General features: G+C 67.8%; 20 protein-coding genes and 1 tRNA gene. 12 read left to right on the top strand and 9 right to left on the bottom strand.

The genetic code is table 11. The features are described 5' to 3' along the window. Positions 1-155: 155 nt before the first annotated feature. Entirely contained in the window at positions 156-3578 is a 3423-nt protein-coding gene (locus LV79_RS23985) for an aminoglycoside phosphotransferase family protein (RefSeq protein WP_253840505.1), read from the bottom strand. Between the two features lie 317 nt (positions 3579-3895). Here LV79_RS23985 and LV79_RS23980 point away from each other — a divergent pair, with 317 nt between their 5' ends. Beyond that, complete coding sequence (locus LV79_RS23980) at positions 3896-5317, top strand: alpha/beta hydrolase (protein WP_253840504.1); 1422 nt, start codon at positions 3896-3898, stop codon at positions 5315-5317. Between the two features lie 463 nt (positions 5318-5780). On the opposite strand, the gene LV79_RS23975 is transcribed toward LV79_RS23980, so the two are convergent. The 3 genes from LV79_RS23975 to LV79_RS23965 all read right to left on the bottom strand — a co-directional run bounded on the left by LV79_RS23975 (position 5781) and on the right by LV79_RS23965 (position 14025). Next, on the bottom strand, positions 5781-9287 hold the full coding sequence (locus LV79_RS23975) for a M20/M25/M40 family metallo-hydrolase (RefSeq protein ID WP_253840503.1): 3507 nt from the start codon (positions 9285-9287) through the stop codon (positions 5781-5783). A 422-nt stretch (positions 9288-9709) separates the two neighbouring features. Continuing rightward, positions 9710-10717: a S66 peptidase family protein gene (locus LV79_RS23970; protein ID WP_285470419.1), complete on the bottom strand. Its 1008-nt coding sequence runs from the start codon at positions 10715-10717 to the stop codon at positions 9710-9712. A gap of 2495 nt (positions 10718-13212) precedes the next feature. Beyond that, on the bottom strand, positions 13213-14025 hold the full coding sequence (locus LV79_RS23965) for an inositol monophosphatase family protein (RefSeq protein WP_253840502.1): 813 nt from the start codon (positions 14023-14025) through the stop codon (positions 13213-13215). Positions 14026-14122: 97 nt separating this feature from the next. On the opposite strand from LV79_RS23965, the gene LV79_RS23960 reads away from it, so the two are divergent. After that, positions 14123-14710: an HD domain-containing protein gene (locus tag LV79_RS23960; protein ID WP_253840501.1), complete on the top strand. Its 588-nt coding sequence runs from the start codon at positions 14123-14125 to the stop codon at positions 14708-14710. Here LV79_RS23960 and LV79_RS23955 read toward each other — a convergent pair. Together LV79_RS23955 and LV79_RS23950 are read right to left on the bottom strand one after the other, a co-directional pair. Further along, on the bottom strand, positions 14698-15174 hold the full coding sequence (locus tag LV79_RS23955; RefSeq protein ID WP_253840500.1) for an NUDIX hydrolase: 477 nt from the start codon (positions 15172-15174) through the stop codon (positions 14698-14700). The two genes, LV79_RS23960 and LV79_RS23955, sit on opposite strands and share 13 nt — an antisense overlap. 1 nt (position 15175) lies before the next feature. Next, the gene (locus LV79_RS23950; protein WP_253840499.1) at positions 15176-16000 is read right to left on the bottom strand and encodes a hypothetical protein; all 825 of its coding nucleotides are present in this window, start codon (positions 15998-16000) and stop codon (positions 15176-15178) included. Between the two features lie 176 nt (positions 16001-16176). On the opposite strand from LV79_RS23950, the gene LV79_RS23945 reads away from it, so the two are divergent. From LV79_RS23945 to LV79_RS23910, 9 genes are all read left to right on the top strand, one after another. After that, the gene (locus LV79_RS23945; RefSeq protein WP_121389869.1) at positions 16177-16614 is read left to right on the top strand and encodes a hypothetical protein; all 438 of its coding nucleotides are present in this window, start codon (positions 16177-16179) and stop codon (positions 16612-16614) included. Then, the gene (locus LV79_RS23940; protein WP_253840498.1) at positions 16611-16943 is read left to right on the top strand and encodes a hypothetical protein; all 333 of its coding nucleotides are present in this window, start codon (positions 16611-16613) and stop codon (positions 16941-16943) included. The genes LV79_RS23945 and LV79_RS23940 overlap by 4 nt, the downstream gene beginning before the upstream one ends. Before the next feature lie 23 nt (positions 16944-16966). Then, on the top strand, positions 16967-17260 hold the full coding sequence (locus LV79_RS23935) for a hypothetical protein (RefSeq protein WP_253840497.1): 294 nt from the start codon (positions 16967-16969) through the stop codon (positions 17258-17260). A 36-nt stretch (positions 17261-17296) separates the two neighbouring features. Then, positions 17297-17635, top strand: a complete 339-nt coding sequence (locus LV79_RS23930; protein ID WP_372495436.1) for a helix-turn-helix domain-containing protein — start codon at positions 17297-17299, stop codon at positions 17633-17635. Positions 17636-18097: 462 nt separating this feature from the next. Next, the gene (locus tag LV79_RS23925) at positions 18098-19252 is read left to right on the top strand and encodes an FtsK/SpoIIIE domain-containing protein (protein ID WP_490240424.1); all 1155 of its coding nucleotides are present in this window, start codon (positions 18098-18100) and stop codon (positions 19250-19252) included. Beyond that, positions 19249-19668 carry a hypothetical protein gene (locus tag LV79_RS23920; RefSeq protein WP_253840495.1) on the top strand — a complete coding sequence of 140 codons (420 nt, stop codon included), beginning with the start codon at positions 19249-19251 and terminating at the stop codon, positions 19666-19668. The genes LV79_RS23925 and LV79_RS23920 overlap by 4 nt, the downstream gene beginning before the upstream one ends. Continuing rightward, the gene (locus LV79_RS23915; protein WP_253840494.1) at positions 19665-21266 is read left to right on the top strand and encodes a replication initiator; all 1602 of its coding nucleotides are present in this window, start codon (positions 19665-19667) and stop codon (positions 21264-21266) included. Before LV79_RS23920 ends, LV79_RS23915 begins: the two co-directional genes overlap by 4 nt. Before the next feature lie 16 nt (positions 21267-21282). Next, positions 21283-21474: an excisionase family DNA-binding protein gene (locus LV79_RS34840; protein ID WP_372495435.1), complete on the top strand. Its 192-nt coding sequence runs from the start codon at positions 21283-21285 to the stop codon at positions 21472-21474. Then, entirely contained in the window at positions 21474-22745 is a 1272-nt protein-coding gene (locus LV79_RS23910) for a tyrosine-type recombinase/integrase (protein WP_253840493.1), read from the top strand. Before LV79_RS34840 ends, LV79_RS23910 begins: the two co-directional genes overlap by 1 nt. A gap of 64 nt (positions 22746-22809) precedes the next feature. On the opposite strand, the gene LV79_RS23905 is transcribed toward LV79_RS23910, so the two are convergent. After that, positions 22810-22885: transfer RNA gene (locus LV79_RS23905), tRNA-Ala, on the bottom strand. A 125-nt stretch (positions 22886-23010) separates the two neighbouring features. Between LV79_RS23905 and LV79_RS23900 the strand changes: the two genes are divergently transcribed. Next, positions 23011-24282 carry a phenylacetate--CoA ligase family protein gene (locus LV79_RS23900; protein ID WP_253840492.1) on the top strand — a complete coding sequence of 424 codons (1272 nt, stop codon included), beginning with the start codon at positions 23011-23013 and terminating at the stop codon, positions 24280-24282. A 78-nt stretch (positions 24283-24360) separates the two neighbouring features. On the opposite strand, the gene LV79_RS23895 is transcribed toward LV79_RS23900, so the two are convergent. Then, positions 24361-25200 (bottom strand): DsbA family protein, encoded by an 840-nt coding sequence (locus LV79_RS23895; protein WP_253840491.1) that lies wholly within the window; start codon positions 25198-25200, stop codon positions 24361-24363. Between the two features lie 15 nt (positions 25201-25215). Next, entirely contained in the window at positions 25216-25674 is a 459-nt protein-coding gene (locus tag LV79_RS23890; protein WP_253841175.1) for a MauE/DoxX family redox-associated membrane protein, read from the bottom strand. Positions 25675-25750 lie beyond the last annotated feature (76 nt).

Genomic DNA, 25750 nt, shown 5'->3' with positions numbered 1-25750 from the left:
GCCCTCGGCCCACCGCCAGAACAACTCCCGCCCGTACGTCCCCATGCTCTCCCCATCACTCGTTGATCCGCAGTAGCTCCAACCGAGGCCCCCAAGAACACCCGCCCCTGGCCAAGTGGCAACAGGTAACGCCGCCGCAGGTTCCCAGACTCCGATCACCTCCAAGCGCGCAACGCAGCCTCAACCGCATCCGGCTCAACTGGTTCGGACTGCCCCCACACAAGCCGTGCGGCGCGGAGCTTCACCACGAGGCTTGAGACAAGTTCCTGTTCCTGCACCGGATTCCGACTGCCCTCGGCGATCAGCTTGGCGTACCGGACCGCGTCCACGATCACCGACTTGATCCGCTCGTGGCCGAGGTAGGTGGCCAGGTCTTCCTGCCACGGCGCGGAGGCGGCTCGTGGATCCGCTGCCGCCCAAGCGGAGTGGAACGAGTCGAGTTCGTCGGGCAGGTACCCCATCTTGTGCAGGTGGCCCGCCGCGTCGTAGACCGGGTCGCCCCACAGCGCGAGCTCCCAGTCGATGACGGCGATCGCGCCGTCCGGCCGGATGATCATGTTCTTGCGGTGGACGTCGGCGTGCACCAACCGGAAGGGCCGTGGCCGCAGCGTGTCCCAGCCCGCGAGGGCGGATTCCAGCGGATCCCGGGGAACACCGAGGTCGCGGTACACCTGCGCGAACGACTCCGCATTAGCGGTGTGCACGGCCCTGGTCACGTCGGACAACCTCCGGGCGAACGCCGCCGGGTCATCCTCCGGCCAGCCGTCCGGTCGGGGCAGCGCCGTGGCGGGGACGCGTTCCAGCTCACCGAACAGGCCGACCACGGCACCGATCACCGAGGTGGGCACTGGGCGCCCGCGCGGAGCGACGTGGTCGACGAGGTCGCCGTCGATGAAGTCGTGGACCTGGTAGTCCGGCTCCGTGGCGGCCCACCGCAGGCGGGGCGCCGAGGTGACGTGCGGCTCGATCGCGCGCAGCACCTCGGGTTCCGGCCACAGGCGCAGGTCCATGACGTCCGCCCCCGCGATCGCGATGCGCACGTTCACCGCACCGGTCGGGCTCTCCACCCGGATGTTGTGGTTGTAGAAGCCCGCCGCCGCGTCGGTCCTGGTCAACGCCTCCCGGTAGTAGGCGTCCGGGTCCACGTCGAGCACGCGCGCGATCAACCGGTGCGCGTCGCGGTCGAGATCGCGTGCCGGGTCGGGCGGCTGGACCTCGCGGCGCGCTCGGACCGCGGCGGCGGACACCTCGGGATCGGTCCACCCGAGCAAGGCCAGCGCGGCGCGCGCGACCAGGACGAGGGTCGGGTAGACGTTGGCCGCCTCGAGTTCCGCGACGGTCCAGCGGACGCCTGCCACTGCTGAGGCCTTGTCACCGCGGCGGGCGTGCAGCGCGGACCGGAACAGCTCGGCGCGCGCCCGGCCGGACCGGTACCCGGCGCGGTCCAACGTCTCGCAGGCATCGATGAAGGTCCGTTCGGCGGCGTCGAGATCACCGGTGGACATCAGCGCCAAGCCCAGCGCCGTGTACGCCTTGCCCAGCTCGTGCAACGCACCGAGCTCGCGCTGGACCTCGATGGCCTTGCCCGCCGCCTCGATGGCCCGAGCCGGATCGGTGATCGCCAGCAGCTCCGCGGCGTTCGTCGCCACGTTGGCCTGCCCGATCACCGTGCCTGCCGCGCGGTAGTGGGTCTCGGCCAGCGCGAGGTAGTGCGCGGCCTGGTCGGGCTCGAAGGCGAACCGGTAGGCGAGGTGGCGCAGCCTGGCGACGTCGCCGAGGAACTCGTGGTCGTCCGGGTCGGCGAGGTCGGTCAGCTCGACGCACAGGTCGATGGCGCGCGCGAACCGCGCCTGGGCCATGTGCAGGTCGGCGGCCCACAGCCCGGCGCCGAGGCGGGCGCGGCTGGTCCCGGTCGTCCACAGCGCCGTGTAGGCCGCGAGCGCCTCGTCGGTCCGCCCGAGGATCCGGCGCGCGTTCGCCGCGGCCAGGGCAAGCCGCTCGGCCACCGGTCCGGTTGTGCCGTGGTCGATGTCCTCCGTGAGGGCGTTGGCCAACTTGGCGTCGCCGAGCAGCAGCGCGCCCTCGGCCTGCAGGCAGCGGGTGAGATCGGCGAACGACCGCACATCCTCATCGCGGTCGCGTGCACGGCGCAGGTAGATCTCCAGGTCGGCCAAGACCCCGTCGATGCCCTGCTTCCCGCCCGCCGCCGCTATCCGGTCCGCGTAGTGCAGGAGGTCGACGTCGTCGACGGTGCCCGCGCGGATGCCGTGGTACGCCGCCTCACGCAGCGAGGTGACCCGGTCGGTCGGCGTCTCCGCCCTGCCGAGCCACAGGTCCTGCAACGCGCTGTGCAGGTCCGCGGTCACGTCGGCGGCGATGCGGCCGCGCAGCGCCTCGACCATGAGCTGGTGGAACTGGAACCGGGTCGTGCGGTCGGACTCGTCGGTCGGGTAGACGAAGGAGTAGCCGATCAGCGAGCTCCAGGCGTCGCGGTGGCTGGGGAGGCCGCACTGCTCGGTGAGGGCCTGGAAGATCTCGAAGTCGAACGTGCGCGGCAGGCTCAGCAGCTCGAGCGTGCGGACCTCGTCCGGGCGGACGTGCAGGAGGAACCGCTCGAGCACCACCTGGGGTGCGACCGGCTCGTGCACCGTCGCCACGCCGGAGCGCTTGCGGGCGTCGATCGCGAGGTGCAGGTAGAACGGCACCCCCGCGCTGGACCGGGCTATCGCGTCGCGTTCCCGCTCGTCGTCCACGCCCTCGGCGGCCAGCAACCGGTGCCGCGCCGCCACGGGCAGGTCGTCGACGCGGACGGTGGTCGTGCGGGTCGCCCACTCGGCGTCGTGCCGCTCCCAGCCGAGGGGTTCCCTGCTGGCGATGACGACGAGACCGGTGTCCAGCTGCGCCACCACGTCGCGCAACCAGGCGTCGGCCTGGCCCTCGCCCATCAGCGCCTCGTAGGCGTCGACGAACAACACGTACGGCTTGTCCGCGCCCGCCTTGAGGTCGCCCGCGAACAGGTAGGAGACGGCCTCCTCCAACGCGGGCAGCGTCAGGTGGTCCAACTCCTGCAGCGTCTGGTCGGACTGGATGAGCCTGCTGCGCCGGATCTTGCCCGCGCCGGTCTGCAGCAACCGGGCCGCCGTGCCGAAGACCGGGATCCCGGTGGCGTCGTTGAGGATCTCGCCGAGCACCTCGCTGCGCTCGGCGAGGGCGAGGTCCGCGGCGACCCGCAGGTGCGGGTGCAGCCGTTGCCACAGCACGGTGTAGGCGATGTCGAACCGGTGGAACTTGATCTTCCGGGCGCCGAACTGGTGGCGCAGCACGGCGAGCGCGTTCTCCGGTTGCCGCTGCGAGGGGACCTGCAGGTCGAGCAGGGCGACGGGCTGGTCCTTGGCCAGGCGGGCGCGCAGTTCGGTGAGCAGCCGCGACTTGCCGATCCCGCCGACCCCGCTGAGCTGCAGCACCTGCGGACGGGTGCCCGCGGCGGCCAGCATGGCGTCGAACCGGGCGATCAGGGACTCGCGGTTGACGAACGGTCGCCGGGTCGCCCCTGGTTGGAACCGCGCGGTGAGAGCCATGCTGATCATCATGCCGCAGAGCGGGTTCGACGGGTGGCGAAGTGGCGTGCTGGTCCGGATGGGGGCGGGGTGACGGGAGGTCATTCCCAGGTGTGATCGGGAGATCGTCCTCCAGCACGTTGTGGGGGTGTCGCGGCGCTGGGAGCGTTTGGGGTGCCCCGTTGGGGTGAGTGGACATTGTGGACAGTGGAATGGGGAGGAAGCCTGTGCGGTCTATGGTCCGCGTGGCTGGTGTGATGGCCACGGCTGTCGCGTTGGTGGTGGGGAGCGCTTCGTTATCGGGGGCGCAGCCGGTTCAGGAGTCTGGTGGGGGGAGGGTGGACTGGGCGGCGTGTCCGGAGCGGGCGGACGCCGAGTGCGCGACGGTGCGGATGCCGATCAACTGGCAGAAGCCCAGGGGTGAGAAGTTCGACCTGGCGGTGGCCAGGCGCAAGGCGACCGACCCGCGCAAGCGGATCGGGGTGTTGGTGATCAACCCGGGTGGGCCCGGCGGGTCCGGGGTCGACTTCGCGCTCGGGGCGGAGCAGTTCTTCAGCGAGGAGGTGCGGGCCCGGTTCGACATCATCGGGTTCGACCCGCGCGGGGTGGCGCGCAGCCAGCCGGTGAAGTGCTCGCTCGACGTGGTGCAGCGGCAGCCGTCGCTGTTCCCCGCCAACCAGCGGGAGTTCGACGCGCTGGCCGCCTACAACCGGGAACTGGCCGCCGACTGCCGCGCCCAGACCGGACCGATCTTCGACTACGTCGACACCAAGTCGGTCGTGCGCGACATCGACGCGCTGCGGGTCGCGCTGGGCGAGCGGAAGATCAACTACTTCGGCGTCTCCTACGGCACCCGGATCGGCCAGCAGTACGCCGAGGAGTTCGGGCGCAACCTGCGGGCCATGGTCATCGACTCGAACATGGACCCCAGCGCCAAGATCGCCCAGTTCGGCGCGACCGCAGCCGCCACCGCCGAGGACTCGTTCACCGAGTTCGTGCGCTGGTGCGAGCGGACCACGTCGTGCGCGCTGCACGGCAAGGACGTCGCCAAGTGGTGGGACGAACTGCTGCTGCGCGCCGACCGCGGCGAGGTGCACGACCCGAGTGAGCCGTCCAGGGTGATCACCTCGCAGGAGATCACCAATGCCGCGTTCGGCACGTTCTACGGCCCCGACTGGGCACTGCTGGCCTCGGCGCTCGCCTCGCTCGACGTCCCCGCGACGCCCAGGCCCGCGGTGGCCGGGACCGAGTACGTCGAGAACCCGTTCACCTCGGTGTTCTGCCAGGACTGGGACTTCCGGGTACGCGACCACCGCGAGGTCGCGGGCCTGGTCGCCACCGCGAACCGGCTCGCCCCGCACATGCGCGGATCGGTGCTCGGGCACGCCACGACCATCGGGTGCATCGGACTGCCCAAGCCCCCCAACCCGCAACACCGGCTGAACATCACCGACGCGCCGAAGATCCTGATGCTCAACGCCGTGCACGACCCCGCGACCAGCATCGACTGGGCCGTGTCCGCGCACCGGCAGAGCCGCGACACCACCGTCCTGGTCACCTACGAGGGCTGGGGCCACGGCGTGTACCCGCGCTCCGACTGCACGAAGGGCATCTCCGACACCTACCTCACCACCCTGCGCACCCCCCGCGACGGCACCCGCTGCGCCGCCGTCGAACCCCCGGTCGGCCCCGCCATCGCGAGCACCGGCCTCCCCCGCCCCACCGGCCCGTTCCCGGGCGTCCCCGGCTGGATGAAGTAATCGCCTAACACGCGCGGGGCCGCCACTCTCCGGAGCGGCGGCCCCGTTCGCGTTTCAGCCGGGCACCACCCCCAGGAGGAGTTGTCCACAACCCCGCCAACCATCCACAGCCCGCGCGCGACCCTCTTGACAACCGGCCGAATTCGATAGTCTCGAACGTGGGACCCCGTACCCCGGGAGGGCGGGCCCCGGTCGCGGAGTTGATCTTGGTCGGGGCGGGCGCCGAGGCCGGGTCGAGCGGGTTTTCGGGGTGTGACGGTCCACACAGCGACCACGGCAAGAGCCTGCGAACGACGGCCCGGACATTCGGAGTCCGATGAGGACCGAGCGCCTGAGGAAGTGCGGCCCGACAACGACTCCGCCGCAGGCAAGCGGTCCCGTCGGGAGCGAACAGCGAAGCGGGGTGGGACTCGCGAGTCCCACCCCGCTCCAGCGGCACTACCTATTCAGTTGTCCTGCCCGGTCAGCTGGTCTGCAGTGCCACGTCATCGATGAGGAAGCTGGTCTGCAGGCTGGCGTCCTCGACACCGTTGAACTTCACGGTGACGGACTGGCCGGCGTAGGAGCCGACGTTGACGGTGCGCTGGATGTAGCCGCCACCGGCGTTGACGTTCGAGTACGTGGCGACCGACGTGCCGTTCACCGTGACGGTGAGGCGGTCGTAGACCACGTTCTCGGTCTCGTTGGTGGTGATCTTCAGCCAGTAGGTCAGCGTCGAGTTGGAGCAGCCCGCCGGGATGGTGACGGTCTGCGCCGCGCTGTCGGTGCGGGTGGAGCCCCAGCCGTTGAGCCAGGCCTTCCAGCTACCGGTGCGCGCGGCTTCCTGGGCGCTGCTGTCGCGGACACCGGAGGTGGTGGTCCACGGCGTGGTGCCGGACTCGAAGCCGCCGTTGACGATGACGTTCGAGCCGGTGCAGTTGCCCGGGTTGGTGCTGCCGACGGTCAGGTTGAACGTCGCCGAGCGGGTGGCGGAGCCGACACCGGAGATGGTGATCGGGTAGTTGCCCGCCGCCACCGAGGAACCGACGTTGATCGTCGCGGTGGAGGAGGCGCCGGTCTGCACCGAGCTCGGGTTGAAGGACACGGTGACGCCGGTGGGGGCGCCGGTGGCCGACAGGGTGACGTTCTGCGCCGAACCCGAGGTGGTCTGGGTCGACACCGTCGTGGTGGTGGAGCCGCCCGGCTGGACCGACGCGGAGGTCGGGCTCAACGACACGGAGAAGTCGTTGGTCGGGTTCGGCGTGGTGCCCACCGCCTGCTTCCAGATCGCGTAGGCGACACCGTCAGCGGACCGGTTCAGGTGCGTCGCGCTGATGTTGTTCACCGTGTCGCACGAGCTGTGGTAGCAGGGGTCGTAGGCACCGTTGGCGGTGCCGCCCCACTTCTGCGCCTGGGCCGAGGTCTTGCGGGCCGAGGCACCGGAGGCGTAGCCCGAGGACGGGATGCCCGCGTTCTGGAACGAGTAGTCGTCCGAGCGGCCAGCGCCCTCGGTGTTCTCCTCGGGAGCCAGGTTCAGCGAGGTCCAGTACTCCTTGAGCGGGGTCGCGACGGCGGTGTTGATGTTGTTGATGAAGTAGCCGCCGTTGACCGAGGCCACCATGTCGAAGTTGTAGTAACCCTTGATCTGCGACCGCTGGGCCGAGGTCAGCTGGTTCACGTAGAACTTCGAGCCGTTGAGGCCCTGCTCCTCGTCGGTCCACCAACCGAAGCGCACGTGCTTGGCCATGGTCGGGTTCTTGGCGGCGAGCTGGAGCGCGACCTCGAGCAGCGTCGCGGAGCCGGAGGCGTTGTCGTTGATGCCGGGGCCTGCCGCGACACCGTCGAGGTGGGCACCGAACATGTAGGTCTGGGCGGTGTCGCCACCGGGCCAGTCCGCGATCAGGTTGTTCGAGCGGTACACGCAGCCGGAGGTGCAGGTCTGCTCGACCACGGTGTAGCCCGCAGCCTGCAGCTTGCCCTTGATGTACGCGACGGAGGCGGTGTAACCCGCGCTACCGGCGCGGCGGTTGCCACCGTTCTGCGACGCGATCGTGCCGAACTGCGAGATGTGCGCCTGGACCGCGGCCACGTCGATGTCCGGCGCGGTCGGGTTCGGGTTCGGGTCGGTGCCACCGGTCACGGTCAGCGAGTAGGTCGCGGTGTGGCTGGTGGCGCCCGCCGCGGTCACGGTGATCGTGTAGGTGCCGTTGGTGGCCGAGGAGGCGACGGCGACGGTCGCGGTGGAGGAGGCGCCGGTCTGCACCGAGGTCGGCGAGAACGACACGGTCACGCCCGAGGGCTGACCCGAGGCGGAGAGGTTCACGTTCTGCGCCGAGCCCGAGGTGGTCTGGGTGGCGACGGAGAAGGTGCCCGAGTTGCCCTTGGCGATGGAGCCCGAGGACGGGTTCAGCGACAGGGAGAACTCGTTGCCGCCCGACGGGGTGCAGGTCGGCTCACCGGTCTGCGCGGGCAGGGTGATGGCGTCCCACGCGGCCTTGGTCTTGTTGTACAGACCGCAGGTCGCGTCCAGGTTCTTCGCCGAGGTCAGGGTGGCGATGCGGTACTTGCGGTGGGTCATGCCCGAGGTCTTGAGGAGCATGCCGCCGTAGAAGATCTTGCCCGCGGTCTGGATGCCGACGCCGGTCAGCGTGGTGTTGTTGCAGGTCGGGCTGGTCGGCTTGCCGTTGCCCGGGTTGGTGCCCTCAGCCAGCAGGTAGAACCAGTGGTTGAGCGGACCCGCTGCCTTGTGCACCTCGGTGTTGGGGATCGAGGAGCTGTAGCAGTTCGGGTCGTTGTTGACCAGCGACGGCTGGTACATGTTGCGGATCGGGCCGTTGCCGACGAGGTTGATCGTCTCGCCGACGAGGTAGTCCGCGGGGTCCTTCGGGTTGTTGGCGTAAGCCTCGGTCAGCGCGCCGAAGATGTCACCGGTCGCCTCACCCAGGCCCGCCTCGGAGGAGGTGCCGCCGGGGGTGTTCTGGTCGAGGCCGTGGCCGTACTCGTGGCCGACGACGTCCATGCCCGCGATCCACTTGTTGGACCCGTTGCGGCCGATGGTGACGGTCGAGCCGTCCCAGTAGGCGTTCTGCTCGTTCAGGCCGACCTTGGCGGGCCAGCTGCGGCCGGAGCCGTTGTGGCCGTTGCGACCCAGCCAGTCGCGGAGCATGTTCCACTCCTGCTGGGCGCCGTAGAGCAGGTCGCCGCAGCCGGTCTCCTTGGAGGTGGCGTTGCCGGTGCCCCAGGAGTCGGAGGACTTCGAGAAGACGGTGTTGTTCGAGTAGTCCGCGCACTGCAGACCCGGGCGGTTCGGGTCGACCATGCGGTACGTGCCACCGGAGTTGGTGGTGTCGATGTTGACGTTGCCGTTCCACTCGCTGTTCAGCGTGCCGTGGGCGGCGTCCTCGACCTTGTCCAGCACAGCGCCGGAGTTGGCGTCGACCCAGACGGTCAGGTGGCTCGGGCCACCCTCCTTGGTGGAGCCGACCACCAGGTGTTCCCACGCGAGCGCGGGGGCGTCGTTGGTGACCTTGACGACCAGCCGCGAGGACTCGACCTTGGTGGTCTTGCCCTGCAGGCCGCGCGAGGTCTGCTCGGCGGCGGCCTTGGTGACCCGGGCGGAGGTGGAGGGGACAGCCACCTTCGACTTGGTCGCGGCCATCACGGCCTGGACGCGGCCCTGGCCGTCGGCCAGGACGGTCGCGTCGCCGCCGACGACCGGGAGGCCGCGGTAGCTGCGCTGGTAGGAGACCGAGTACAGGTCGTTGAAGAAGGGGTTGACCAGGTCGCGGGAGTAGGCCTCGTCCGGGCCCTTGGCCAGCGCGTCCAGGCCGCTGTTCGCGGCGCGGTCGGCGGCCGAGATCGCCAGCGCCTGGCGGTCCTGGGCCTGGGCCTGCTGCCCTTGGCTGGCGAACACCGGGCTGACGGTCAACGCGACCGTCCCCCCGGCCAGCACGGCGAAGGCGACACCAGCCGCCATCGTTCTGCGCTTCATCCGAATGCTCCTTTGTGCAGGGTTGCGCACGGCACGACCGGCTCCCGCCTCGTGGGCAGAACACCGCAGGGGAGGAATAGGACAGCACCGAGCGCGCTGAAGCATTGGTCTTGGCAAGGGGAGAGTCAAGGAAAACAAAAGTGAGGCCGAACAACTGTCAACATCTGGCAAGTCGTGAGCCTGGCGCATCACAGGGCCCAAGATCGACTACACCCCGGGTGACCACGGGATGTACGACCTGGGACCGATTTCACCGAATAGTCCGGCCAGTTAACAGACCAACCGGACAAGACCCCACCGCGATGGCTCGAAGGTGGAGAGATCTTGGCGCCCCTGGGGCGGACTACTCCACTTGCCGCGCACGGCGCCGACCTGCGAAACGGTGAGGACATGGCCCGATCGGCAGGCTTGACAACGACCGGTCAGCGGACCCCGGCGCCGAGGATGGCGAGTTCGTCGCCGTCGACCTCGAGGTCAATTCCGAGCGGGATTGTCCATATTGGGTTTGTATGTCCGAATTCTACCTCGGCGACCACCGGCACCGACAGAGCCTCGAGGCAGTCCACCGCGGCCACCTCGAACGCGACGGCCTCCTCGGCCGACCACCCGAGCGGCCTGCCGAACACCACGGCCGCGACGTCGTCGAGCACCCCGGCGTTGCGCAGGTGCCAGAGGTGGGCGTCCGCGGTCCCCGGGGAGTACGGCGGCTCCGGGGTCTCCAACAGCAACACCCGACCCGCCAGATCTGGCATCCACGGCGTGCCGACGAGGGTGCACAACGACGGCAGGCACGCGGCCAACGCCGGCCCCCGCGCCCGCCCGCGGCGCAACACCTTGCGCGGCTGCGGTTCCCGGCGGTCCCTGGGCCGCTGCTCGCGCTCCCTGCGGTCGAAGTCCAGGTCGACGACCTCGTAGTCGAACCGGGGCAGCACACCCGCCGGGGCCGCCGTCCCCACCACGCGGGTGAAGTGCTCGACGGTCTCGGGGTACGGCTCGGGCAACTCCCCGAACTGCGGGATCAGCGCGGGCCCGTAGAACGTCACCAGCCCGGTCCGCTGGTGCACCGCGGCGAGCAACGTCGTCGCGTCGGAATACCCGCAGAACACCTTCGGATTCGCCGCGATCAAGTCGAAGTCGAGCGTCGGGAGCAACTGGGCGGAATGCTGCCCCCCGAGCGCGTACAACACCGCGTCGACCCCCGGGTCAGCGAACGCGGCATGCAAGTCCTCCCGCCGCTCCCCCACCGTCCCCGACGTCCACCCCCGAACCCCGCGCGCGTTCCCCATCACCCGCACCTCATACCCAAGCGCCTGAAGCGCCCCAACCCCCCGCCCCGCCTCAACCGGCAACTCCCCCATCCCCGCCGCTGACGGCGACACCACAGCAACCGTTCCCCCCAACGGCAACGCCGGCGGCAACACCAGGTCCATTTCTCCCCCATTCCCCAGTTCCCGCCCCCAACCCTGGCCAAGACCAATTGGCCCGTCAACCGGAATAGTGGTCTATTATGGACAGTCAATCGAAGACGCGGTCGTTCACCTGCCTCGCCGCCCTCGCGCCCATCCGCCGAGAGCGCCCGCAGTCACAGGCGTGGCAGGTACGCGGCAACCTCCACGATGGCGTCGTGGTCGAACTTCCGCCAAGCGCGTTCCCCACTTCGGCGACGGTGACGCTGTTGTTGCCGCGATCGCTGCCGCAGCGCGGCCCCGTGAACTCGACGTTCCACTTGCGGGCCTGCAACTGCCCCGACGACGACCACCCCAGCGCCGTCCTTCTTGCCCCCGATCGGCTTGACTCGCCCCCGCTTGTCGGTGAAGGGCTCGACATGCCCACCCCTGGGCGCACTCAACCAACCACCCTGGCGACCAGCCGAGCACACAGAGTAGCGACATACCCCGACTCAGCCCGGCCTTGGCCGCCCAACGGGTTCCCCGAATCCCGCGTCAAGCACCAATCCATCACCCAGACGAGACGACAAGACCCAACACTCAGGGTCGACTCGAGCTACCACACCTCACACCGGCGACCATCAGAGCGGCTGTGCCGTTCAAGCATTCCATTTCTAAGAACTCTCAATGGACCCGTATCGCATTCTGGACAAAGGCGCTTGCGGCGCGGATTTCGACATTCTCCAGCGTTCGGATAGAAGTACGCTGACGAGCCCGAACCCGAGCATCGACGCACCAGTACCGAGCCCCAGAAATCTTTTCGATAGAAGTAGTGCACCGGCAACTTCTTACTTTTGGTCAGCGCCAAATCCAAACAGCACTCATTGCAGTGCGCCACGTCAATCCCTCTCGGGCCATCGACCACCGTTGCAGCATCAGCGCAAAGTACTCTATGGCAAGACAAACAGGGACCACCCGACGGTCATCCCGATGCAGCACAAGATCATCCCATCGGACCAACGACCCAGTCCACCCCGGTCGACATGGAACCTCTCCAGAGCAGCCAACGGAGCAAAGCTCAATACCTGTCGCGATGCTGACAAAAGCGACCGCTGGTCACCAAAACCAACCCCACACAAAGCCAGCAACTTAGTCAAGCAAAGGCCACCAAACCAGTAGACCTTCCTATCCCGACGCCAGACCCACCCAACCCAGCCACCGCCGGGGGTCCGGGGGCTAAGCCCTCCGGCTGGGGCTTGGGGCTCGGCCCCAAAGAACACGCGAAACGCAAAAGGCGAGCGCCCTGTGCGAGCACTCGCCTTCCATGCGTGGAGCTGAGGGGATTCGAACCCCTGACCCTCACACTGCCAGGAACGCGCACACCGCCTGACCAGACACGATGCTGCCCCGATGGTGTCGTCGTCCTGGTGCTGGCCGTGCCTACTGTCGTCAACGTTGTCGTCAAAACTGTCGTCAGACCGACGCTGCCTAAGCCCCTCCCGCTTCCTCGTCCCGGCCGCCCTAGCGCTGGGAGGGCGGTGTCAAGGGTGGAGCTCGCTCCATCGCGCAGCGACGCCGCAGGCGCCCTTGATGGCGCACTCCCAGCGTTAGATGATCACGGCGAGAGGAAGCCCTGCCTCGTGCAGGTTGCGACGTCATCTCCAAGTACTACCGATCGGGCGTTGTTCATCCTCGCCGGCCGAGGGCACGCCGCGTCGGTTGGCGTGCATGCATGAAAGCAACGCGCATCCGCGAACGCAACATGTTGTGTGCGCGGTACAGAGCAGCCTCTAGATATGCCGTGTCTGAGTGGAGAGTTGTCGGTGTCGGTGGCTATGCTCTGTGAAGCGAACGTGAAAGACCCCGACCGGGGTCTACACCTCGGCCGGGGTCCGGTTGCGTTGTCCGCGCACTGCGACTCTACAAGGCGTGCCTAGACGGCGCAGGAGCTGTCTGGCGCAGAGGCGTACTCGTTCGTCGAAACGAGGTAGAGCCGCTATGGCGAAGAAACCCATTCCGCCGGGGACACCCGCTCCCCAGTCCGGCCAGTACAAGGTGCCTGGTAGCAGCGTCGAAGTGACTGCCGTCAAGGGCAAGCCGTTGCCGCCAACCCCCGGCAAGGGACAGGGGTACACCCTGGTCGACCCCACAAAACACAAGCGCTGACCTAGGACGACCGGCGGTCGTGCTGTCGATGGCTCCGGTTGTCTTGTCAGATGGTTGATCTGGGGTGTGGTCCGGGCTCGTGGTGCATCGCGGCTCGGATCACACCCCAGGCAGGCGAACAATCCTGCCGCGCCTCACTGGCATTCGAACCTCGTACTCCGCGTCGGCTACGCGGTGCGGTGCGTTCTCGGGATGGTCCCAGGCGGTGCCGCGCGCTCGCGCGGGCGGAGCGGAGCGGGAGCCCGCGCCGTGGCGCGATGGATACGGACCACCCGCGAACCGGACGGGCCAACGCGCGCCGCGCCGCGTAGGCGGCGCGGCCTTGATCCCATAGAGGCAAGTTCAGCAGCACATCGAGAACCAGCGGCTCATCACGGCCGAAGTCGACCGGTCTCAAGCAGGCTCAAAAGCTCGTTGGCCACCTCCGGAGCAGAGGCGACGGTGGTTGTCGACTGGAAGCTGTGGGGTTGCCCGGCGATGTCGGTGACGAGTGCTCCGGCTTCGGTGGCGATGAGGATGCCTGCGGCGGTGTCCCAGGGGTTGTTGGACAGGATCACGGTGGCGTCGGTGCGGCCTTCGGCGACCCAGGCCAGGTCGATCGCGGCTGAGCCGAACATCCGGATCCGCTCGACGCGGTCGGCAAGGCGCGTGGTGATGGCTAGTTGGTCGCGGTTCTTGTCCTCGGCGTCGGCGCCCACGGCGTAGTCACCGAGTGAGACGAACGAATCGGCGAGGGACGTGGTCGTGCTGGCGCTCATACGGCCGTGGGCTGAGTAGGCACCGGCTCCCGATACGGCGCTGTAGTGCATGTGCAGGGCCGGGAGGTCGATGACGGCCACCACGGGGCGTTCGTCAACGACCAAGGCGAGGGATACGGCGTAGAAGGGGACGCCGTGGACCAGGTTGGAGGTGCCGTCGATGGGGTCGAGGATCCACATAGATCTGCCGACGTCGATGGAGCCCTCTTCCTCGCCGAGGAACCCGATGTCCGGGGTCTGCTCATGCAGATAAGCGCGCACGGCTCGTTCGATGCCGACATCCAGGTCTGTCACCCGGTCGCGGTCACCCTTGTCGTGAACAGCGAGGGGACCCGCTCGGGCGATGTGGTCACGGGCGAGGGAGATGGCGTTGTCCGCGATGGCGAGTAGTGCTTGGTGGTCAGTCGCGGGGGCCATGCGGTTCATGGTCTCGATGTTGGCACCATGTGGGTGATGTCAGCGGGGGTGGATGACGGCGGCGGATGTTGCGGCACGTCCGTGGTGGAACTCCTAGTGTTGGGTTATGAGCGGGTCTCCGGTGTTGCAGGGCGAAGGTGCGAGGTTGGTGGAGGCCGCCCGTGAGGTGGCTGAGCGGTTGGTGTCGCCGCTGGGGCGGCGGTGGGATCACGTGCGGGGTGTGGCGCGGCGGGCGGAGGGATTGCGGGCCGCAGTGGGTGGGGGTGCATCGGGGGATGTACTGGTGGCGGCTGCGTGGGTGCATGACGTCGGGTATGCGCCGGAGATTGGGCGCACGCGGTTTCATCCGTTGGATGGGGCTCGGTACTTGCGGGCGGAGCGGTTCCCGGAGCAGGTCGTCCGGCTGGTCGCTCATCACTCCGGGGCGCGGTTCGAGGCGGCGCAGCGAGGGCTGTCGGCTGAGCTGGCGGCATTCGAACTGGAGACCAGCCCGGTGATGGACGCCCTGGTAACGGCGGACTTGACGACTACCCCATCTGGTGAGCCGTGCACGTATGACCAGCGCATCGACGAGGTGCTGCGGCGCTACGAACCCGACCACCCGGTCCACCGGACATGGCTGGTGGCCAGGGAGGAACTGCGTCCTTCGGTCGAACGGACCTTGGCGCGAGTGGGCGAGTCTCAGCCCAAGTAGGGACTGGCGCGGTTGGGGTCCAAGGCGTGGTCGATGCGTAGGCGCATGGAGGGGTGGATCTGGAGTGCGTCGAGATCGACGGGGTTGACCCACTTCACGGCGCGAGTCTCGGTGCCATCTTCGCGAGGGGTGCCGCCGGTCCATTCGGCTTCGAAGCACAGGGAGAACTGTTGGCGGACCTCGCCGTCGTCGTAGGCGATGACGTGGCGGGGGTCGGTGTAGGTGCCGACCAGGCGGAGGACGCGCACGTCCAGGCCTGTTTCCTCCTGGGTCTCGCGGACAGCGGTGTCGGTGATGCGCTCGCCGGGGTCGTGACCCCCGCCGGGCAGTGCCCACAGGTTGTTGTCGATCTTGTGGATGAGCAGCAGGTGTCCGTCCTCATTGCGAACGACAACGGTGACTGACGGGACGACGCTGTTGACTGCCGGGGCATCAGGATCGTCGAAGTAGTCGATTCGTGCCATGTCAACGGCTCTCTTCCCGGGCTCCTGCCCACACGCGGTCGAAGGACTCCATGTAGTGGCGCCACATGTGACCGCCCTCGACCCGACGTAGTTGCAGGACCGGATTCTGCCCGGCGAGCGAGCCGTATGCGTGGCCGTTGACCAGCATCTGATCATCGAACCGATAGATCGAGTTGTAGAGAACCGTGCCGTGCGTGCGGACTTCCACACCTGGAAGCGGGATGATTTCGCGTAGATATCGGCGCATCATCTGCACGCGACCTTCGAGGCCGCCTGTGGTCCCCTCCTCGACAGCGCGCTGAACCACAGCGTCGGCGGACTCGTCCCCGACGACGAACCGGAACCGAACACCATCCTTCACCTTGGCGCGGATGACAGGCACGATGTTGTGTTGCTCCACCAGGAACTGCCCGGAGTACACCAGGACGTCCAGGTTCGCACGCACACTGGTGATCAGCTCAGTCCACAGGTCGTACGGGACTGCCGAGCGAGTGGGATGGACCATGACGAGTTCGCTGGACGACATGGGAACCGCGGCCTGAGCCGGCCGGGGAACGACGTTCAGCGCGCCCGCGTAGGGCTCGAAGAGTTGTTCAGCCGTCCAACTGGGGAACATCTCCTCCAAGACTCGACAGTGTTCACCGTAGGGCAAGCTGATGAGTTCACCGGAGAGCCAGCGATAGAACTGCGCTTTGCTGGGGTAGCGGTGCGTCAGGCTGGAGTCCAGCACAGCGGCGGCCTTGCTGTACTCGCGGCAAAAGCTGGGGTAACCGCGCACCCTGCGCTGCCTGAGTAGTTCGCGCAACAGCGTCCCGGATTCACCCATCACCGCGCCTCCGTGCGACTCGTTGCGGTGAGCCTACCACGGGCGAGACAAAGTGAGACCGGGCGAGTCTTATTGATCTTAAGCGAGACCACGACGGTGTCGAGAGTGGACTTCCAACGAGCCGATTTTGTAGTCAGCGGTCAAAGAGCGGCCGGTGACGCAAAGGAGCCAGGCAGATGGGGATCACGAAGGGACACCGTTTCCCGATCACGTTCGCTGACGCGTTCCCGCAGGGGTTGGTGTTGGTGGGCGACGTGGGGCCGAACACGGAGTTTCAGTCGCGGGAGGACAGGGCGGCGGGGCGGCCGGTGCGGCAGCGGGTGGATGAGGTAAGTGGGCAGCGGCAGTGGAAGGCCACGGTCACCGATCCGAGTGAGGTGAACGCCAAGCGGGCATCGTTCGAGGTGACGCTGTTGGCTGATGTGCAGCCGGTTCCTACCTCGGTGGAGGCGTTGCCGGGGATGAGGGCGGTGGAACTGGTCGGGCTGACGGCGGAACCTCGCGTGTCCGGGAATGGGGAGTTCAAGTACCTGTCGTACATCTACAGGGCTACCGGTTTCGCTGGCGCCGACTCGCGCGGGAAGTCGCCAGAGGCGTCGGGGAAGGCGGCGTGACGGTGATGGGTTTCGCCTCATCCGGTACCCCCACCGGGAGCATGCCGACTGAACTGGTCGAACGCTGGGAGGCCGCGTACTCGCGGTACGACGGCGGGGACCTCCGCGACATGGCGGAAGTCTCGGCGGCGGTGGGGACGTTGTGGCGAGAGATGGCCACCGCCGTGCCTGGAAGTCCGTGGTGGTTGGTCGCGGCGCTGGTCACGGCCGCCGAGGCGTTCGACGCGCAGTCACGGGACTGGACGGGGCTGCAGCGTGCCAGGACTGACGGCCAAGTCCGCCATCTTCCCGGCGCCTTTGACCGGTCTACGCGAGATCTTGGGCGGTGAGTGCGGTGGACTGCGCACGGAACATGCCGAAGGTGGCTCCGGTAGGCGGGAATCAATTCGTGTTGTCACGGCTCCCACAGACGACGGCAGAGGTCCGGGCGCGGGCGGTGGAGTTGGGGCAGGGCTGGCCCGCCTTCGTGCCGACGTTGGTCTCCGATCTCGATGACCTCATCAACTACGCACGAGAGGTCAAGGAGAGCTTCGCAAAGGAGACCTTCGGCGAAGGGCCTGCGATCGACAACCTGGATTCCACCGCGTACGGGGTGATCGAAGCGTGTCGATGGCTTCAGGTGTTCCAGTTCAAGGACAAGGACTGACACTTGGATCGCGGAGGGCCTACGGGGTGGGCCGGTGTGGCGAAGGTGATCACCGATCGACTGGCCGTGTTGGGGATGCGGCAGCGGCAACTGGCCGAGCGAGCGAATGTGTCCCAGGCGATCGTGCGGGAGTTGCAGTACGACACCGATCGGCGACGGCGTAGTGCCCGCACTCTTGAAGCGATCTCGGTCGCACTGGGGCTACACCCGACGCACTTGCTGGATGTGGCGCTGGGGATTGTCCCCAAACCGGTCCCGCTGCCGGAGGACCCGCCACAGGACTTCTTCGTGACTTGGGCGCAAGAGCAGGCGCGCCTGATGAGTCTTGTCGAGGATCTGCACCGAAAAGTCGACGAACTTCGTCGTTCTCGTTGAACGTCTCGTTCTAGGGGCACAGAAGCGGTCAGTGGGGTGCGCGCCAGTGCCCGCTTCTGTGCCTGTCTACTCGTGAGGGAGCAGACGTGGAAATCCTAGACACCGTGGCCTGTGGTGCGGGGATGTCGTTTCAGGGACCGCATCGGGTGGTGATGTCGCGTGGGTAGGTGGGTTGATCCGGCGCCGTTGGAGGTGTCGCGGCCTCGGTTGCCGTGGTGGACGTTGTTGCCTGGCAGGGCAAAGGTCGTGCTGCTGCCAGTCGCGGCGGTATGGGTAGCAGTGTGGTTGGCGGCGCGGGCTTTGCGGGTGAGTTGGTATTACCCGGCGAGCGTGGTGGCATCCGCGCTCGGGATTGGCGTGTGGGCATGGCGCGGACCGTGGGTGGCGGGTTCGGCGGTCGTCGCGATCGGTGTTGCCGTGTTTGTGTGGTGGTGGCGGGCCACGGACCGGTTCGGCGCTCGGATGTGGTGGGCACGTACGGAGTTCCGGCGGATCATGGTGTACGCGTGGCAGTGGCGCACCGTCATGCGCTTGGCGAACCTGGACGGGCGGGCTCGCGGTCGGGAGTACCTGCCTCGGTTGCGGCGGACACGGTCGGAGGGCTGGCGGGACCGGGTCCGGGTGCGGATGGTCAAAGGCCAGGCACCGGAACAGTGGGAGGCAAGGGCTTCCGGGTTGGCGCACTCGTTCCGGGCTCGCTCGTGTCGAGTTCGAGTGATCAAGCCAGGAACGATCGAACTGGACTTGGTGCACTCGGACCCGTTGGCCCCACCGGTGACGCTTCCCCAACTCGGTGACGCGGTCGATCTGCGGCGGGTGACCGTTGGGCGAACTGAGACAGGTAAGCCATGGCACCTCCGGTTGCTGGGCAACCACGTGCTCACCGTGGGGGCAACAGGGGCGGGCAAGGGCTCGCTGCTGTGGTCCGTGATCTGGGCGCTGGCACCCATGATCAAGGCCGGGGCGGTGCGACTGGTCGGCGTGGACCCCAAGGGCGGGATGGAACTCGGCCAGGTCCCTGACGTCTTCGACAGGGTCGTCTATGACGGTGGGGAAGCCGCGGTGACCCTGCTGGAACAGACCGCCGCTGACGTGCGGGAACGAGCTGGGTCCTATCGCGGGGTGCGACGCGGATGGTCCCCGGAGACCGGTGACCCATTCACGGTGCTGGTGGTCGACGAGCTCGCGGATCTGATCGCCTACCAGCCTGACAAGCGGTTGCGTGAACGTGCGCAGGGGGCGTTGCAGACCATCGCGTCCCAAGGCCGCGCACCAGGGCTCGCGGTGCTGGGGTTCGTCCAAGACCCCCGCAAAGAGGTCGTCCCGTTCCGGCACCTGTTCCCGACCCGGGTCGCGATGCGCCTGGACGAGCCGACACAGGTGGACATGGTCTTGGGCGACGGCCTGCGGGCACGGGGCGCCAGCGCGCACGAGATCCCCGAAGCGACACCAGGCGTCGCCTGGATCAAACAAGACGGACAACGCGACCCGATGCGGGCACGCGCGTTCAACATCACCGACTCAAACCTGGTCGAGCTGCGCCACTACATCACCGGCACAGCAGCGACCGTCATCCCCTTTCCCGAAAACACAACACATGGAGGACAAGCAGCATGACCGCCACACTCGATACCCGCCCGGCCCGCGTCGACATCTGGGCCGAACTGCCCCGGCTCGCACAGGCCGCCCGTCACCACGTCGAACGCCACCCCGAACTGTCGGTGGCCAGCATCGACGTGTTCACCACCGACCTAGGACCCGGTCGCGTGGAGATCTACGTCTGCGGGGACCTGCCGCTCTCCTGCCTGCGACTGCTCGCCTGGTGGGACACCCTCGCAGGCACCTCGGCGTGCTTGGAGATCGAGGACGACCCCCAGCAGCCCAAGGCCATGCTGTTCGGGCGCCTCCAGGACGGCACCCAGGCATCCCTCGTCGCGCCACTGGCCGAAGAGCACGTCATCGGCGTCGACCGCACCAGGATCGGTGACTGGGTCCTGGACTGGCTCCGCGCTCACGCCGTGGCGACCACATGACGGCCAACGTCACACCCCTGCACCGGGGACCACTCGCCACAGACGTCATCCGCAGCACCGCCGAACAGCACGGCGTGTGCGTCCAGCCGTTCACCATGGAAACCACCGACCCCAGCACAGGCGCGATCAACTACATCGGTGTCCCGTGTGGCTCCACAGTGGAATCCATCTGCCTGCCCTGCGCTCGCAAGGCTCGGTCACTACGGATGACCCAGTGCCGGGAAGGTTGGCATCTCACCAAAGAGCCCGTCACCGCTGCCAGCGAGCCCACCGGCGAACATCGGACCCTGGTGGAGCGGCGCGCTGATCTCGTCGCTGAGTACCAGATTTCATCGGGATCGGACGCGGACGATCTGCGGGAGGAGATCCGGTCGGTAGACGCTGAACTCCACCAGCTCGGGGTGCGTGGCCGGTTGCCCAACCCCGAGGGAGCAGGCAAACGCGCACCCACGCGGTCGACCAAGAGGCGTCAGGATGCCCCGAATCTGCCTCGGCGGCGGGTGGAGAAGCGCACCGTGGGCCGTGAGTACGCAGGTGGGTTCCGGCCCTCGATGTTCGTGACCCTCACCTGTGACACCTATGGGCCTGTCCGCTCCGATGGCTCCCCAGTGAACCCGGATCGGTATGACTACCGGCGCGCGGCCCGGGACGCGGTGCACTTCGCCTCACTGATCGATCGCTGGTGGCAGAACCTCCGCCGCGTCGTCGGCTGGGACGTGCAGTACTTCGCCACCGTCGAACCCCAGCGACGAGCGGCACCACATCTGCACGCTGCGTTCCGGGGCACTGTGTCGCACGAGGTGCTGCGCCAGGTCACCGCCGCGACCTACCTGCAAGTGTGGTGGCCCGCCCACGACCACCTGGTCTACGTCGACAGTCACCTGCCTGTGTGGTCCCCGGACACGACCGGATTCGTCGATCCGGAGACGCGGAAACCGCTCACCACCTGGGCCGACGCGCTCGACCAGGTCGACGCTCCGGCACACGTGGCCACCTTCGGACCACAAGTGCACTCCAAAGGCATCCTCGGCGGCACAGAGGAAGCAGGACGCCACATCGGCTACCTGACCAAATACCTCACCAAATCAACGGGTGAGGTGGTCCAGGCCGACACCCACACTCAACGCGACCACCACGACCGGCTCCACGCAGAACTGGCAGTGACTCCCTGCTCGCCACGCTGCGCGGTATGGCTCCTCTACGGCGTCCAACCTCTCGGAGCCACCTCTAGGACCACCCCGGGGCACTGCAAGGGCCGCGCCCATCGCCGCACCACCCTCGGCCTGCCTGGTCGGCGTGTACTGGTGTCACGGAAGTGGTCGGGCAAGACCCTCACCGAACACCGGGCCGACCGGTCGGCGTTCGTGGCAGACACGCTGGCAGCGGCCGGCATCGTCAAACAGGCACGAGACACCTTGGCGCTGGTCTGGCGCAAGCTCGCACCCGGAGACCGCAACGCACCACCCCGGGATCACCTCATCATGCGCGCCATCGCGGAACGGGTTACCTGGCGGGCCGAGTACGAGCGGGCATTGCTGGCGGCACAAGGTCCACCGGGTGCCCCCGAAGTTTCAGCAACTCGATACCTAGCCGCTTGACCACCCGGGGGAACCGATGAGCGAGACGAGCAACGCGCGCCTGATCACAGTCCAACAGGCGGCGGATTTGATGATGGTGAGCAGGTGGACCGTGTATCGGCTGATCTGGGATGGCCACGTGCGGTCGGTACAGATTGGGCGCAGTAGGCGCGTTATTCGAGAGTCCTTTGACGACTACCTGTCCAACTTGATCAGCGAGGCGGCGTGATGACCAGCAAGGGCGAAGGTCGTCGGGCTGCGAAGCGGAACGTCAACGGCGAAGGGACGATCTACGCGCGGAAGGACGGGCGGTACGAAGGCAAGGTGTTCGTCCCGACACCGGACGGCAACTGGAAGCGTGTCAGCGTGTACGCCGACACCTGGGACGCTTGCCACGCCCAGGTGATCAAGCTTCAGGACCGGGTGGTGCGGGGGCTGCCGGTGGCCACGACGACTACCACGGTCGCTGACTACATGACGTACTGGCTGAGGGAAGTCGCCAAGCCTGCTATCCGCGAGACGACATATGTCACCTATGAAGGGGCTATCCGGCTGCACATCATTCCTGGCATCGGGAAGCACAAGCTCAAGGCGCTCGCGGCACCGCAGGTTCGTGCGTGGTTGAGTCGCATTGGCAAGATCTGCCAATGCTGCGCCCAGGAGAAGGACGTCAAGCGGGCCTCGAATCCTCGTCTTGCTGCTCGGTGCTGCGCCAAGAAGCCTTCAGTGTGTTGTGAGGATTTCCTGTCAGGGCCGTCGATTCAGCATCTCTTGCGGGTGTTGCGGGCGGCGCTTCAGGATGCCGTTGATGAGGAGTTGTTGCCGCGCAATGTTGCGCGCTTGGTGAAACTGAAGACGACTGGTGGTCGCAAGGTTCGGGCGTTCACCGAGCTGGAAGCGAAGCTGCTCCTGGCGCAGGCGAGACTGCATCGGCTCTACGCGTTGTGGGCTGTGGCTCTGGCGATCGGTCTGCGGCGTGGTGAGGCGTTGGGCCTGCACTGGGACGATGTCGACCTTGAGGCTGGGGAGGTGACCGTCCGGTTCGCTTTGTACCGGGTGAATGGGCAGCTCAAGCTCGAAGACGTCAAGACGGACGCGTCGTACGCGACCATCCCGCTGCCCAAGCCGTTGGTGGTGATCCTGCGGGCGCATCGGAAGCAGCAGCTTGAGGAGCGCTTCGCTGCTGGCAAGGATTGGAAGGACACCGGCCTGGTGTTCACGACGGCGTTGGGTGGGCCGATCGAGCCGCGCAACGTGAACAGGATGTTCGCGACTCTGTGCCAGCGGGCGGAGGTGCGTCAGGTCCGGGTGCACGACCTGCGGCACTCGTGCGCAACGCTGCTGTTCACGATGGGGGTGGACGCGGCTACGGTGCGGAGGATCTTGCGGCACAGCTCGGTGGCGGTCACGACGAGCATCTACATCGAGGTGATCGACGCTGTGCAGCGGGACGCGGTGGAGACGCTGAGCGGGTTCTTTAACGACGATGAGACCGGCTGAGGCGGTTGTCGTCAGAACTGTCGTCAAAAGGCCGCTTTCCACGATGGGAAAGCGGCCTTTTGCCTGGTGGAGCTGAGGGGATTCGAACCCCTGACCCTCACACTGCCAGTGTGATGCGCTACCAACTGCGCTACAGCCCCGAACCAGCAGCACCGGTTAACTCCCCGGCGTGCTGCGCATACGTTACAACACCGGGTGGGTGGGGGTGAAATCGGGGGGTGGGTTGGGGCTTCCGCCGGGGGTGTTGGGGTGTTAGACCGGGGGGATGACCGCTGGTGAGGTGTTGGGGGTCGGGCTGCGGCTCGACCGGTTGCGTAGGTTGGTGGACCGGTTGTTGGCCGCTGGGGGTGTGCAGGGGCAGCGGCTGCGGGACTGCGGGGTGACCGATGGGGGTGACGTCGACCTGGGGAGTCTGCGGCGGTTGCCCACGATCAGCAAGCGGGACCTGTGGGACCACTACCCGTACGGGTTGCGGGCGGTGGACGCTGATGACGTTGTGTGCGTGCACGGGTCGTCGGGGACCGGTGGGCGGCCGACGTTGGTGCCCTACACCGCGGGGGACCTGGAGATCTGGGCGGAGGTCGTGGCGCGGGCGCTGGCCGGGGCCGGGGTGACCAGCCGCAGCGTGGTGCACAACGCGTACGGGTACGGGCTGTTCACCGGCGGGCTGGGCATCCACCACGGCGCGGTGCGGCTGGGGGCGACGGTGGTGCCGCTGTCGGGCGGGATGACCGAGCGGCAGGTGCGGCTGATCCAGGACCTGCGGCCGGACGTGCTGACCTGCACACCGTCCTACGCCATCCACCTGGGTGAGGCGCTGGGCGGGGCGCCGAACAGCCTGCGGGTGGGGTTGTTCGGGGCGGAGCCGTGGACCGAGGAGATGCGGGTGCAGATCGAGGGGCTGCTGGGCATCCGCGCGCTGGACATCTACGGGTTGTCCGAGGTCATCGGGCCGGGTGTGGCGTGCGAGGCGCTCGACTCCGGGGGGCTGCTCAACATCGCCGATGACCACTTCCACCCGGAGTGCGTCGACGCCGAGGGGGAGCCGGTGCCGGACGGGACCCCGGGTGAGCTGGTGTTCACGACGCTGACGAAGACGGGCATGCCGCTGCTGCGCTACCGCACCGGCGACGTGGCCACCCTGACGCCGCCGACGCCGGACAGCCCGTACCGGATGTCGAAGCTGCTCGGGCGCACCGACGACATGCTGGTCATCCGGGGGGTCAACGTGTTCCCCACCGAGATCGAGGCGGTGCTGCTGGCCGACGCCCGGCTCAGCCCGCACTACCTGGTGGTCGAGGACCGGCGCGTCCCCGCCCGCCCCGAGCTGCGGGTCGCGGTGGAGTCCCGATCGGACATCGACCCCGCCCCGGTGACCACCGCCCTCACCGCCACCCTCCGCGAGCGCCTCGGCCTCACCTGCGACGTCCACGTGCTCGCCCCCGGCACCCTCCCCCGCACCGACACCGGCAAGGCCAAACGCCTCACCCGCTGGACCGACGGCGACAGCCCCATCCCCGGCCTGACCTGGAACTAGTCACCACCAGCCCCGCTTCCAGCCAAGGCCCGGCCCGCCGCTGGGTCTCTTCGACGACGATGCCGAAGCCCTGCCGACCTACTTGGTGAGGTTGTTCAGCCAGTTGGCGTCGCTGGTGTCGATGATCTTGTTGTTGGCCGCGAGGGTCGGGGTGCCGAACGCCTTCTGGCCGTTGTAGTCCTGCTGCAGGTAGTCGGTGGCGCGGACCTGGTTGAAGGCGTCGGTGATCTGCTGGTCGTACTTGCCGGTGCGGACGCCGTCGGTGAAGGACTGGGAGGTCAGGCCGAGGGAGGTGCCCAGGGTGATGAGCTGGTCCTTCGTCCAGCCGCGGGCGCCCTCTTCCGGCTGGTTGGCGAAGAGGCTCTTGTGGAAGGCGAGGAACTTGCCCTCGTCGGCGGCGAGCAGCGCGGCGTTCGCCGAGTCAGTCGAGTAACCCGCCGGGTCCGAGCGGTCGTTGAGCATGTTGAGCATGTGGAAGCGGACCTTGAGGGAGCCGTCGGCGAGCTTGGTCTCGATCTGCGCGGCGTAGGTGTCCTCGAAGGAGCGGCAGGCCGGGCAGAGGAAGTCCTCGTAGACGTCGATGGTGGCCTTGGCGTCGGTCTTGCCGACCACCACGACGGCGCCGTCCCTGGTTACCGGGACGGACAGGCTCACCGTCTTGGGCGCGATGGTGGCGTCGGCGGTGGCGTCCTTCTTGCTGTTGGTGTAGATCACCCCGCCGATGACGGCCGCGGCGATGATGACCACGACGACCACGCCGATGACGATCGCGTTCCGGCTGCCGCCGCTCTGCCTGGCGGCCGCGACCGGGCTCGCCTTGCGCCCGGCGGGCGCGCTCTTGACCGACGTGGCGCCCTTCGGCGACCCGCCGGTCTGGTTCTGCCGCCGCTTGCGCGCGCTGCGTTCCGCTCCGCCCACCTGTACGCCTCTCCGTTAATCCACCGGCTCCGCCGCGGGCCGCGCGAAGCGGCCGTCGAGCGCAAGCCGGGTGCGCGGCCGCACGACCAGCCACACCGCCATGACCAGGAACCCGATGTCCCTGGCGATCTCCTCCGGGTACCGCGTGTCGCCCTCGGCCACCGCGCCACCGCCGCCGAAGCAGCCGCAGTCGATGCTGAGCCCCCTGGCCCAGGACTGCGCCACCGCGGCGATGAACGCCAGCAGCACGAGCACCGACAGCACCCCGGTCAGCCGGGTGCCGAGGCCGACGAGCAGCAGCACGCCGAGCGCGAGTTCCAGGAACGGCATCGCGGCGGCGACCACGCTGACCAGGCCACCGGGCAGCACGTCGTAGGCCTGCACGGCGATGAAGGTCTGGTTCGGGTCGCTCACCTTGAGCCAGCCGGACACCAGCCACACACCGGCCAACCCCAGCCGGAACAGGGTGCCGATGACGTCGAGCACCGTCCCTTTCGTCACGGTCACGAGGTTACTCGGGCACGCTGAGCGCAACCTGAGAAGCTGATGT

The sequence above is a fragment of the Actinokineospora globicatena genome (genome assembly GCF_024171945.1).
Classification (GTDB): domain Bacteria; phylum Actinomycetota; class Actinomycetes; order Mycobacteriales; family Pseudonocardiaceae; genus Actinokineospora; species Actinokineospora globicatena.
The sequence above is the reverse complement of the archived record's forward strand: the minus strand, read 5'-3'. Positions and strand labels throughout refer to the sequence as shown.